Annotated in this window: 13 protein-coding genes and 1 rRNA gene; 8 read left to right on the top strand and 6 right to left on the bottom strand. The window is 39.8% G+C overall.

All coding sequences use genetic code 11. From position 1 onward, the window contains the following. The first annotated feature begins 43 nt into the window (after positions 1-43). From FTU91_RS02480 to mnmC, 4 genes are read left to right on the top strand one after another with little or no spacing between them, the layout of a single operon-like run. Positions 44-658, top strand: a complete 615-nt coding sequence (locus FTU91_RS02480) for an inner membrane-spanning protein YciB (protein WP_086195898.1) — start codon at positions 44-46, stop codon at positions 656-658. A 26-nt stretch (positions 659-684) separates the two neighbouring features. Next, a complete protein-coding gene (locus FTU91_RS02485) occupies positions 685-987 on the top strand; it encodes a YciI family protein (protein ID WP_180080765.1) in 303 nt (100 codons plus the stop codon). A gap of 4 nt (positions 988-991) precedes the next feature. Continuing rightward, positions 992-1,498, top strand: coding sequence for a hypothetical protein (locus FTU91_RS02490; RefSeq protein ID WP_180044335.1), 507 nt, complete (start codon positions 992-994; stop codon positions 1,496-1,498). A gap of 56 nt (positions 1,499-1,554) precedes the next feature. After that, positions 1,555-3,453: an FAD-dependent 5-carboxymethylaminomethyl-2-thiouridine(34) oxidoreductase MnmC gene (gene mnmC / locus FTU91_RS02495; protein WP_180080767.1), complete on the top strand. Its 1,899-nt coding sequence runs from the start codon at positions 1,555-1,557 to the stop codon at positions 3,451-3,453. Positions 3,454-3,639: 186 nt separating this feature from the next. Here the strand turns inward: mnmC and FTU91_RS02500 are convergent, their stop codons facing one another. After that, on the bottom strand, positions 3,640-3,954 hold the full coding sequence (locus tag FTU91_RS02500) for a rhodanese-like domain-containing protein (RefSeq protein ID WP_166171421.1): 315 nt from the start codon (positions 3,952-3,954) through the stop codon (positions 3,640-3,642). A 92-nt stretch (positions 3,955-4,046) separates the two neighbouring features. Here FTU91_RS02500 and FTU91_RS02505 point away from each other — a divergent pair, with 92 nt between their 5' ends. Together FTU91_RS02505 and FTU91_RS02510 are read left to right on the top strand one after the other, a co-directional pair. Further along, positions 4,047-4,535, top strand: coding sequence for a YajQ family cyclic di-GMP-binding protein (locus tag FTU91_RS02505; protein ID WP_086195903.1), 489 nt, complete (start codon positions 4,047-4,049; stop codon positions 4,533-4,535). A gap of 32 nt (positions 4,536-4,567) precedes the next feature. After that, positions 4,568-5,068: a DUF4442 domain-containing protein gene (locus tag FTU91_RS02510; protein WP_180080769.1), complete on the top strand. Its 501-nt coding sequence runs from the start codon at positions 4,568-4,570 to the stop codon at positions 5,066-5,068. 121 nt (positions 5,069-5,189) lie between these two features. Here FTU91_RS02510 and FTU91_RS02515 read toward each other — a convergent pair whose 3' ends face one another. Genes FTU91_RS02515 through FTU91_RS02525 form a run of 3 tightly spaced genes read right to left on the bottom strand, consistent with a single transcriptional unit; the run spans position 5,190 to position 6,951 of the window. After that, the gene (locus FTU91_RS02515; protein ID WP_086195905.1) at positions 5,190-5,615 is read right to left on the bottom strand and encodes an acyl-CoA thioesterase; all 426 of its coding nucleotides are present in this window, start codon (positions 5,613-5,615) and stop codon (positions 5,190-5,192) included. Between the two features lies 1 nt (position 5,616). Continuing rightward, the gene (gene trxC / locus FTU91_RS02520; RefSeq protein ID WP_180080771.1) at positions 5,617-6,054 is read right to left on the bottom strand and encodes a thioredoxin TrxC; all 438 of its coding nucleotides are present in this window, start codon (positions 6,052-6,054) and stop codon (positions 5,617-5,619) included. Then, a complete protein-coding gene (locus FTU91_RS02525) occupies positions 6,055-6,951 on the bottom strand; it encodes an alpha/beta hydrolase (protein ID WP_180080773.1) in 897 nt (298 codons plus the stop codon). Between the two features lie 125 nt (positions 6,952-7,076). Here FTU91_RS02525 and FTU91_RS02530 point away from each other — a divergent pair, with 125 nt between their 5' ends. Further along, entirely contained in the window at positions 7,077-7,412 is a 336-nt protein-coding gene (locus tag FTU91_RS02530; protein ID WP_086195908.1) for a TIGR01244 family sulfur transferase, read from the top strand. Between the two features lie 547 nt (positions 7,413-7,959). On the opposite strand, the gene FTU91_RS02535 is transcribed toward FTU91_RS02530, so the two are convergent. Then, on the bottom strand, positions 7,960-9,429 hold the full coding sequence (locus FTU91_RS02535; protein ID WP_180080775.1) for an Ig-like domain-containing protein: 1,470 nt from the start codon (positions 9,427-9,429) through the stop codon (positions 7,960-7,962). Between the two features lie 152 nt (positions 9,430-9,581). On the opposite strand from FTU91_RS02535, the gene FTU91_RS02540 reads away from it, so the two are divergent. Then, positions 9,582-10,961: a dihydrolipoyl dehydrogenase gene (locus FTU91_RS02540; protein WP_180080777.1), complete on the top strand. Its 1,380-nt coding sequence runs from the start codon at positions 9,582-9,584 to the stop codon at positions 10,959-10,961. Between the two features lie 170 nt (positions 10,962-11,131). Here the strand turns inward: FTU91_RS02540 and rrf are convergent. Continuing rightward, a 5S ribosomal RNA gene (gene rrf / locus FTU91_RS02545) occupies positions 11,132-11,246 on the bottom strand. Between the last annotated feature and the right edge of the window lie 10 nt (positions 11,247-11,256).

Here is an 11,256-nt window from a genome sequence, read left to right on the forward strand (position 1 = left end):
CTTATACTATGTCATTTATTTGATCAGATTTAGATACTCTAACATGAAAGCACTTTTAGACTTTGTGCCACTCATTATTTTCTTTTATTTATATAAAACTGTTGATCCAAAAGATACCGAGCATCCGCTATTACATTTGATCGGCTCAGCGGGAGGTATTGATAATAATAACATTTTGGTGGCTACCGCAGGTCTGATCATCTCAATGCTGGTGGTGTATGGCATCTTATTTGTCAGCCAGAAATTCCGCCTGGATAAACAGCAATGGATTGTGCTGTTTATGACGGTCATTTTTGGTGGTATCACCTTAATGCTGAGCGATGATTTTTATATCCGTTTGAAAGCAGCGCTTTTAAATATCGTTTTTGCGGGTGCCTTCCTGCTTTCACCTTATTTTACCAAAGATAAGAAACCTTTGATTCAGCGTTTATTTGGTCCCATCTTTAATTTAACCGCCCAAGGCTGGAAAAATTTAAACTTTGCCTGGGCCGGCATGTTCGCGTTCATGTCATTCCTGCATGTTTTTTTCGCTTTTCTATTTGCGGGCGGAAAATATTGGGGCGAATTTACCGCATTTGGTGACATGATTGTGATGTTTTCCTTTATCATTGTTCAGTTTATTGTCTTGCGCAAATATTTTAAGTCGCCTGAAGCATAATTCAGGTCAACTGATCGAGAAAGAATATGCCTTTATTCGTCGTAACGTGTACCGATAACGAGGGTACAGTCGAAAAACGTCTAGCTACACGTCCAAAACATTTGGAACGTCTGCAAAAATTAAATGATGAGGGTCGTTTAATTGTGGCAGGTGCCATGCCTAAAGATCCCGGCAATCCACAGGCAGGTTTTTATGGCAGCACGATTATTGTTGACTTTGAAAACCGCGAATCCCTGGATGCATGGCTACAAGATGAACCTTTCTTAAAAGAAGGCGTCTATGCTCATATTGATGTGAAACTTTTTAATAAAGCTTTCCCTCAAGGATAAAATCATGCGTGTTGTAGTTTCAAGCTTATTGGGTTTCTCTTTAATCTGTTCAACAGCTTGGGCGGTGGAATCTGCTCCTGCTCCGACACCTGCTGTAGCCCCTGCTGCTCAAGCAACGACTGCAACACCTCCACCACAAACTTTAGCTGCAAATAAGCCGGGTACTGTTCCTGCTACTAAGCTGGATGCCAATGGTTTACCTTTGGAGGCCAAACCTCTGACTGCAGAACAAATTGCCAAGAATAAAGCAGTGCAAGATGCCAAAGTGAAGGCACTGGTTAAAGATCAGGCCACTCGCTTACAGCAATTGGAAAAAGCCAATTTAGATGCCTTGTCACAAAACCAGGAACTGCAATTGAAAAACGATAGTTTGGGCGTTCAGGTGCAGGTGTTGCAAAGCGAACGTAGTGCCCAGATGTTTTTATATGGTGCAGCGACGATTGCCGTCGGCGTGTTGCTGGGCTTCCTGATTGCCAGTTATGTCTATACCAAACGTCGTCGTCAGTGGTAATGACGATGTTTACTGCTTCATTTAGTTTTACAGCTTGATTTAAAGGTTATTTAGGTTTGTCTCATCCTATTCAAACTGCCGATCTGGATTGGCAACACGTCGATGGAATTGATGTTCCCGTTTCCAAACAATTTGGCGATGTCTATTTCTCTAAAGATAATGGCCTGCTTGAAACACGGCATGTGTTTTTAAATGGCAATGATTTATCGACCCGCCTGGCCAAGCTGAATGACTTCGAATATTTCTGTGTCGGTGAAACCGGGTTTGGCACCGGTTTAAATATTCTGGCCTTATGGCAACTCTGGCAACAGGTTCGCCCGGATAATCAAAGCCATCTGCATGCCATATCTGTAGAAAAATTTCCACTCACCAAAGCTGACCTGATTCGTGCCTTAAATGCATGGCCGGAACTGAAACCTTTAGCTGATCAACTGATTGCACAGTACCCAATGCCGATAGCAGGCTGTCATCGTTTATCCTTTCCAGATGAGCGTTTTAGCCTAGATTTATGGCTAGGCGATGCCCATGATGTCTTTCCCGTGATGGAGAAAACAGCAACAGTCAACGCATGGTTTCTGGATGGCTTTGCCCCATCTTGCAATCCGGATATGTGGGAAGAAAATGTTCTCAACAACATCGTGCGTTTATCCGGTTTCGGCAGCACTTTTGCTTCGTTCAGTGTGGCTGGTGTACTGAAACGTGGCTTAAAAAATCACGGTATTTCCATTACACGTCCGCGTGGTTTTGGACATAAACGTGAGATGCTCAAAGCCATCTGGAATGCACCTGAACAACAATCTGAATCTTGCAATGATTTAAATTCCACTGAAAAACAAACTGAACTAAGCACTGCGATTTTTAAACAGCGCCAGATTGCGATTATTGGCGCAGGAATCGCAGGTTTAAGCTGTGCCTGGGCATTTGCTCAGCGTGGCCATCAAGTTACGATTTACGATCAGACATCACCCCTTTCTGGTGGGTCTGGCAATCCTTTGGCCTTGCTCAATCCGAAACTATGCCCGATTGAACAAACATCAGATCATTTAATGACTTTAGCCTGGCAGCATGCATTAAATCATTATGTGAAGTTTAAAGCATTCCGCCCGATGCGGGTCAGCCAGTTAGCATTGAAAAATGCCGATGAGTTACTGGGACTGGCAGAACAATATCCAAAAGGGATTGTTGCGACACAAGCAGCCGATCAACAAGAGATTGAAACTGATTTTCCAAGCTTAAACTTACTCGAAGCAGGTGCTGTTTCACCGCATCAACTGCGTGCTGAAATTTTGACACATGCTCAAATTGATTATCAGCAAGCCAAAATCACGAGCATCCAACAACATGACAAAGTTAAACTCTTTGCCGAAGAAAATTTATTAGGTGAGTTTGATCATGTAATTGTGTGTACTGCACGTGAAACAGCACAATTCTTTGAAAATTTTCCAATGCTTAAACCGATTCGCGGACAAGTCAGTTGGGTAAACAATAAAAATCATCCCCTTAGCCAAGACACAGCATACAGCTACGGTGGTTACTGTATGCAGCTCGATGATGAGCATTTAATTCTCGGTGCATCCTTCTATCCAAACCGTGATGATGCTGAAATTCTGTTAGAAGATCATGTGCATAACTACGATCTTATCCACAGTGTTTTTCCAACTTATGCACAATCATTAAACGATGTGCATACTTGGCAAGGTCGTGCTTCAGTACGTGCTCAGAGCCAAGACTATTTTCCATTACTGGGAAAAATGAAAGCGAATGAGGAAATTTATAGCTTTGCCGGCCTAGGTTCGAAAGGCTTTTTATTTGCGCCACTGTGCAGTGAAATATTAGCAGCGCAAATCTTAGGGGAAGCCTGCCCTGTGCCTGCAAACTTGGTCAAAAAATTGAACGCGACACGTTTTCAGAAGAAAGTGAAAGCAAAGAAGCCTTATTTTAAGCCACAAAATTAAAGTTCGATTTATAAATAATGGTTCTTTTCCCTCTCCTCTTAGGAGATGAGTAACACTATTGCGTAAGGGGAGAGGATAATTTTAAGACTATATGAAGACCCTCATCCTCACGCTCCCTTTGAGAGAGGGAATATTATTGCCAATAAAAAAGCGCCTTTCGGCGCTTCTTTTTTTGCAGCTGCAAATTTATGCACCCTGCTCCAGTGCTAAGCCAGCATCGCGTGCTGCACGCGTACCACCCATTAACACCACATATTCACGTGAGCTATCCAAGCTTTCCAACTTTTCAGCCGCACGTGGCGCTTTACTGCCACCACCGCATAAAATGTAAATAGGCTGATCCGACTCCACCTGAGTTAAGCTGTCTGCACTTAAGCCATTAATGGGCTGGTTAACAGCACCTTTCACATGACCTTCAGCAAAGGCTTTTGTATCACGAACATCCCAGATAATTGCATTTTCTGGGAACTCAAATGTTGTAATTTCTTGTTTACGGATCATTGCGCACTCCTTTGATGTAAAACAACACTTGGCAAATGAAGAAAACATCCCTAGCATCTCAGATATTCTTTCCCTTTGTAAAGGTCTAAACCATGCCTTCTTTCGATATTGTATCTGAATTAGAAATTTTTGAAGTAAATCATGCTGTTCAAAACACGCAAAAAGAGATTGCAACCCGTTTTGACTTCCGCGGACAAGACGTTTCTATTGAACTGAATGAAAAAAACAAGGAAATCAAGATTTCGACTGAAAGCGATTTCCAATGTGAACAAGTCTACAGCATGCTGGAAAATCATTTCTTCAAACGTAAAGTGGATATTCAGGCGCTTGATCCGCAAAAAATGACCGCTTCTGGCAAAAACGTGATTCAGGTAATCAAGCTTAAAGATGGACTTGACTCTGATACCGCAAAAAAAATTAATAAAGCCATTAAAGAAAGTGGCATCAAAGTGCAATCATCCATTCAAGGTGACAAAATTCGTGTAACGGATAAAAAACGCGATACTTTGCAACAAGTGATGGCATTTTTAAAAGAACAACAATTTGGTGTGCCTTTGCAGTTTAACAACTTTAAAGACTAAGGCATTGCTGCCATAACACGTCGAGGACTTCCATGACACCGACCAATCGCTTATCGAAACTGGTAAAAGCTACTGCTAAATTACCTAAAGCTATCCGCAATAGACTGTGGAGCAAAGTGTTTGGTCGGGTCGTGCCGATGGTGGGTAGTGCGCAAATCCACTACCTTGAAGTCAGCCACAGCAAAGTGGTGGTCAAGATTGAAAACCACCGTGCCATGCAAAACCATATTGGTCAGGTTCATGCCTGTGCCATGGCACTGATTGCGGAAACTGCCACAGGTTTTGTCACCGGGATGAATGTTCCGGACTCCTGCATTGTACTGATCAAAAGCTTAAAAATTGATTTTAAACGTCCAACCCAAGGTGCAATGATTGCCACCGCAACCTTGACGGATGAGCAGCAGAAATTAATGCAAGGCTCTGAAAAAGGCGAAACGCTGGTTAGTGTTCAGGTAACGGATGAATCCGGTGAAGAGCCGATTAAATGTGAAATGCTCTGGGCCTGGGTATCAAAGTCGCAGTTAAAGAACTAATGTCATTTCCATCCTGATCGCATATCTGAAAATGAATCATTTTAAATGCCATGAAAGGCTCTGATAAAAATTAAACTGATAAAAAAAACCCAATCTTGATTGGGTTTTTTTACGGTTGGAATTATTTATCTTGCTGGGAAGCTAAATATTTTTGTTTGACCTCATCCGGAATCTGACGCTTGGCCCCTTTTACATCCACAGCGACAAAAGTAAATACGCCTTCGGTTACACGAGTAGGTTCACGGGAACTGTCATGACTGTCCCATACTTCAATTTGCATTTGAATTGAGGTATTACCCACTTTTAAAATTTTGGTATAACAGCTAATCACATCACCGACTTTGACTGGAACCAAAAAAGTCATCTGATTAATTGAAATGGTTGCACAGCGTCCTTTACTAAAACGCTCTGCATGAATTGCACCTGCCAAGTCCATTTGTGAAACGATCCACCCACCAAAGACATCACCACTCCAGTTGGTATCTGCCGGCATTGCAATTGTTTGAAGGGAAAGCGTTCCTTCCGGTTTTACATGAGTATCTGACACGTTAACTCCCAGTATTGGCATTTAAATGTTGATCCAGCCACTGTTGTAGCTCTGTAGATCGTAGCGCGCCGCTTATTCTACCAATTTCATTAGTTTTATTCATCAAAACCAATGTAGGAATACTACGCACATTAAATGCACCACTGAGTCGAGGTGATTCTTCAGTATTAATTTTAGCAAAAATCACTCGCGGATTTTGTTTTGCCACCTGTTCAAAATGAGGTGCCATCATCTTGCAAGGACCACACCATTCCGCCCACAAGTCAATCAGCACAGGTAGTTCACTATGGGTAATAAAGTTACTGAAATTGTGCTCATTCAACTCTATTGGAGCCAGAGGAATAAGCGCATGTTGACACTGACCACAGATTGGATGTGCTTCCAGTTTATCTTCTGGTACTCGGTTTCTGGCACCACATGCAGGACATACAATAATCATTTAGCTCACTCCAATATGTTGGTGTAAAAATTCTAATTGAGTTGATATGGCTTTTTCAAACCATTGACCATGATAGATATCAAAGTGTTGCATATCCCATTCATGGTATTGTACATAAGGTGCGATATTGGTCGCTGTTTCACGGCTAGATTCAATTGGAATCAGGCTATCCTGTTTAGAGGCAATAAATAAAACGGGTACACTGATTTTACGCACATACTGAATAGGACGATAACGGATCAGGTTGAAAAAGACTCGGGCAGGAATCTCGCCACTCCAATAATAATCTGGATGAACAATAGATAGATATCCCTCATAACTATCTGCTGTAGGCATAAAGCATAAACCTTTTTTACTCACAACAGGCAATGTTTTCGGAGACATACCCACTTTCGCCCCCATATAGTCCTGGCTGGATATTTTCAGGGCTGTCGGCAATTGTTGTAACGGATAAAGCTTGGCACTTTCTGTACCATCGACAAATGGCACTTGCACCATTATTGCCTGAACATTTTTTAATTGTGCCGCCAAATCTAGAACATAACCACCACTTAAAGACGTTCCCCAAAGTACAATGCGCCTGGAATCAATCGATTTTCGCTCTATGACATGGGCAATCATGGTGCGCCAATCTTCTAACTGGGATTGAATCGAGACCAGCTCACGTGGACGGCCGGTGCTTCCGCCCCAATAACGATAATCAAACATTACTACGGCATAACCAGCTTCGGCAAAACGCTTGGCATATTGCACCAGTTTAAATTGACGTAAAGCAGCCAAACCATGCGCCATAATGATGACAGCAGGTTTATGTTCAGTTTTGGGACGATAAAAATCCGCAGCAATGACCTCGTGCCCACTATTTACATAGAGTGGTTCAACCGTATAGGAATGCATACGCGCTCCGGTGCGTTATTTTATGATTGTAATCGCTTATAAAAATTTCAACAGATTAAGCTCTAGTTTCAGCTTAATGCTATCATAATAGCATATATCTATTGAGCACATTATGGAGTGAAAAAATGAGCGAAAATGTTGGCTTTGCGGGTCAAATTAGCCCAGAACAGGTAACGCAAATTGTTGAAAAAGGGTTTAAATCAATTATCAACAATCGCCCAGATATGGAAGGTGGTCCAGAACAACCTACTAGCGCGCAAATTGAAGAAGCTGCACGCAATGCAGGTTTAGACTACGTGTTCCAACCCGTAGTTGCAGGTCAGATTACTGAAGTTGATGTGCGTACATTTGCCAATCACTTTAATGAGCTGCCAAAACCGGTATTGATGTTCTGCCGTACTGGCAATCGCTCAAATAACTTATACCAGCTGGCAAAACAGATGGATTTATTGGATGATTAAGCACGTTACTGATCGTGCTTTTTTAATTTCATTTTGACCTTTAATACCGAGTTGTTTATATAACCTATTGATTCAATCTGTAGGTTAAACTTTCTGTCCGTATTAAAGGTCAAATGACAACCGATAAATTTAAATTATTTTAAAATTTTGAGTCTACCATCACTTACCTCGTTCTAATTAGTGACGAGGCTATTTGGCTTAATTCAATCCACTCAGACATATTACTGAACAATAGCTTAGCAGTGTTATTCCCCCATTACTGATAGTAAAATTTTTAAAACAGACCAGGTGGAGTTTATAGAATATGATAATAAACTTCTAAAACCTATATGAATGATAGGTCGAAATAGCTATACCTTCTCATATTATGAATGAAACAAAAATTAGGATTGTTCTATGAATAAAATAATTGTTCTATTTCTTATTTCATGTGTCATTGTGGGATGTAGCTCAATAAATGTTAGACCGACTGTGGGTGTGAGTGTCGGAACTTCTATTTAAAGCTCTCAATAAAAAACAGCGCCGAAGCGCTGTTTTTATTTTGAAATCAATTTCCATCATTACAATTAAGAGAAGTACCATAAGGGCTAATTAAATTAGGAGCAATACCATTTGCTACATCTACATCACTGCTTAAATAATTCAAACCAAGACTAGTAGAACCACTGATTTGTTTACTACTTACAATCGAATCTGCAAGAAGTTGAATATTCAAATAACCAGCATATATTTTAGGATATTGAATTTTCAAATCAAAACGCCCATTTGCATCTGTTGTATACTTATTATCTGTCGCAGGCACATTTTCATTGTTAATAAAAGATACTACTTGAACTGTCTGACCTGACTTAACTGGCGCTAATTGGTCTATTTCTGTTCCATTAGTATTTACCTTAACTGTCGGTGAAAAACACTGTGTGATTACATCAGGTAAATATTTATCAACTTTACCATCTGGTGGAAGATCGGTATCAAAGAAACCAAACTTCCCTTTATTATAAGTTAGAGCATTAACACCCATAACAACATCTTGGTTTGGAATAGGTTTACCATCAACATCAACTACTTGTACAGAAACATTTTGATAATAAAATACTTTATTAGTCGAACTTTCAATACTGGTTGGATTATAAGCCACAGTAATCGCACCAACTGGTTGTGGTACAGCAGAATTTACAATATCTAATTTATAAGTATAAACTTGAGTAGATTGTCCAAAATTTGCTTCAAGTACTAAATCATCTAAGACAAATTGTGCTGCACTATACGTCGATGTTCTTTGTGACTCATTAAAAGATAATGTATACGTAATTTGCCCATTACTGTCTGTCTGAGTTGCATTTGGAGTAAATTTAACTCCATTTAAAGCTGAGTTCTTAACTTTCAATGAAATAGCCTGGTTTGCCAAAGTTGCACCATTTGCATCTACAGCAGTTAAAGTAACTGTTGTTTGGTCACCACGCACATTTAATGTAGTTTTAGTTGCATCAAATAGAACAATACTCGTAGTATCAGAACCATTATTGGTATCAGCACCAGTTACAGAAACAGTTTGTTCTTGACTTAATTGACCATTATTAGTTTTAGCAATAATTTTAAAGCCATTTTTTATTAGGTCTGATAATGTAGTTGAAGTACTAGGGGTAGTTAACACATAAACTGCATTTCCAGATGCATCAGTTGTTTGCTTCGCAATACTTGAGTTACTTACATTATTCGTTGGATCAACAATCATTAAAGTAATATCTACATTTGCAACCCCCCCTTTATTTTCATCTAAAGCCCGAACTGTAACGGTAAGCTTTCCATTCGTTGCAGCCATAGAGAGCTTGTCTAATTCAATTTTTAATGCAGAAGCTGTTGCAGATGTCCCTGTATTCCCACCATTATTAGTATTTCCAGAATTAGAAGAAGAATCTTGCTTATTAAAATACCCCTCACTACCACCGCCACCACAACTTGCAAGTAAAACAGCCAAAGCAACTGTAGATAATTTTAAACTAATATTTTTACTCATGAATATCCCCGGAACCCTCAAAATTTTAGAGCTTGTTCTTAATTAATATTGCGTGATATGTAATCATAGTTAGTACTTTATGTAAACAAAAGCATGATAAATGTTTTACCGTGTTAACCTAAAAATATGATAAAAAAGTGAGCCATTTCACAATGTATGACCTAATTATTATCGGTGCTGGCACTGCCGGAATCGCGGCTTATCAAGAAGCCATTAAATACACTCAAAATATTCTTATTGTTAATGATGGATCATGGGCTACCACCTGTGCCCGCGTCGGTTGTATGCCTAGTAAAGTTCTTATCTCCGCTGCAAATCGTATGAATGATATCCAAACTGCGGAGAAAGTAGGTCTATCTGTCACCTCAAAAATTGATACATCTCAAGTCATGCAACATGTTCGAATGCTTAGAGATCATTTTACAAATGCGATACTCAAAGATGTAAATAGCTGGACAGCAAAACATAAAATATCAGGACAGGCACAGTTCATTAATCAAAATACAATTACTGTGAATGGTCAGAAATATCAGGCTAAAAGTTTTATTATCTCTGTAGGTTCTACTCCAACCTTTGATCCTCAATGGAAAGAACAGCTCGGTGAACGACTCATCACTTCGGATCAGATTTTTGAATTAGAAAAATTACCTCAGTCATTGGCCGTGATCGGTAGTGGAGTCATCGCTATCGAACTTGCACAAGCCATGCAAAGATTAGGGGTCAAGACCACTGTTTTTGCACGTAGCCGTAAAGTTGGCTCCCTAAGTAGCCCAGCTTTGCAGAAATTAGCACAAGATGAAATCAGTAAAAATTTAAATATTAAATTCGAAACATTACCGACTACAGTTCAGCTTAATACGCAAGGAGTTACAATTAACTTCAATGAAAATAATCAAGCTCAACAACTTGATGTGGAATATTTCCTTGTTGCAACAGGCCGAAGAAGTTATTTAGATACTCTCCTATTAAATAATATCGATCACTCATATACCGATCTTAGAAAACTTCCTGTCAACGATAAAACCAAACAGCTTGGTGATTATCCCATTTTCATTGTCGGTGATGCACATAGCAACACCCCTATTCAACATGAAGCAGCACATGAGGGACGTCAAGCTGTACATAACTGTTTAAACTATCCTGAAATTAGAAACTTAAAGACACTTACACCTTTAGCAATCGTATTTAGCGCTCCAGAAATGGCAACCGTAGGACAAAGTTTCAAACAACTCAGCGATGCAAAAATTGAATTTATTACAGGTATGGTTTCTTATGAAAAACAAGGCCGTGCTTTAGCACTCGCTAAAAACAGTGGTGCGATCGAAGTGTATATTCATCAATCTTCACGCAAGATATTAGGGGCAGAATTATTTGTAGAAGCTGCAGAACATATAGCTCATTTACTGGCATGGATGATTTCTGAGAATTTAACTGTGGATGAAATTTTAGATAAGCCATTCTATCATCCAACTATAGAAGAAGGACTAAGAAGCGCTTTAAAACATGCTCGAAGACGATTAAGGCGATTATAAAAGTTTAATATTCAGTAAATACCTTTAATAATTTTTTGATAAGACTATCAATCGATCCTGCTTACAATTCACTGCAAAAAGCTTTAGGCTTTTTGCAGCATTAATATTACCTAAATCTTTCCCAGCAAAAAAAAGCCCCCTCGTTTGAGGGGGCTTTTTAAGGAATAATGAGCTGGCGATGACTTACTCTCACATGGGTAATCCCACACTACCATCAGCGCTAAGAGGTTTCACTTCTGAGTTCGGGAAGGGATCAGGTGGTTCACTCTTGCTATGGTCGCCAGCACAACTGTTT

Source organism: Acinetobacter sp. YH12201, from assembly GCF_013418145.1.
Classification (GTDB): Bacteria; Pseudomonadota; Gammaproteobacteria; order Pseudomonadales; family Moraxellaceae; genus Acinetobacter.

Excerpts from the sequence above, each read along its gene's own strand:
- FTU91_RS02540 (WP_180080777.1), top strand. The coding sequence starts at position 9,582 with ATGTATGACCTAATTATTATCGGTGCTGGCACTGCCGGAATCGCGGCT.
- FTU91_RS02480 (WP_086195898.1), top strand. The coding sequence starts at position 44 with ATGAAAGCACTTTTAGACTTTGTGCCACTCATTATTTTCTTTTATTTA.
- FTU91_RS02535 (WP_180080775.1), bottom strand. The coding sequence starts at position 9,429 with ATGAGTAAAAATATTAGTTTAAAATTATCTACAGTTGCTTTGGCTGTT.
- FTU91_RS02490 (WP_180044335.1), top strand. The coding sequence starts at position 992 with ATGCGTGTTGTAGTTTCAAGCTTATTGGGTTTCTCTTTAATCTGTTCA.
- FTU91_RS02485 (WP_180080765.1), top strand. The coding sequence starts at position 685 with ATGCCTTTATTCGTCGTAACGTGTACCGATAACGAGGGTACAGTCGAA.
- trxC (WP_180080771.1), bottom strand. The coding sequence starts at position 6,054 with ATGATTATTGTATGTCCTGCATGTGGTGCCAGAAACCGAGTACCAGAA.
- FTU91_RS02505 (WP_086195903.1), top strand. The coding sequence starts at position 4,047 with ATGCCTTCTTTCGATATTGTATCTGAATTAGAAATTTTTGAAGTAAAT.
- FTU91_RS02500 (WP_166171421.1), bottom strand. The coding sequence starts at position 3,954 with ATGATCCGTAAACAAGAAATTACAACATTTGAGTTCCCAGAAAATGCA.
- FTU91_RS02530 (WP_086195908.1), top strand. The coding sequence starts at position 7,077 with ATGAGCGAAAATGTTGGCTTTGCGGGTCAAATTAGCCCAGAACAGGTA.
- FTU91_RS02510 (WP_180080769.1), top strand. The coding sequence starts at position 4,568 with ATGACACCGACCAATCGCTTATCGAAACTGGTAAAAGCTACTGCTAAA.
- FTU91_RS02525 (WP_180080773.1), bottom strand. The coding sequence starts at position 6,951 with ATGCATTCCTATACGGTTGAACCACTCTATGTAAATAGTGGGCACGAG.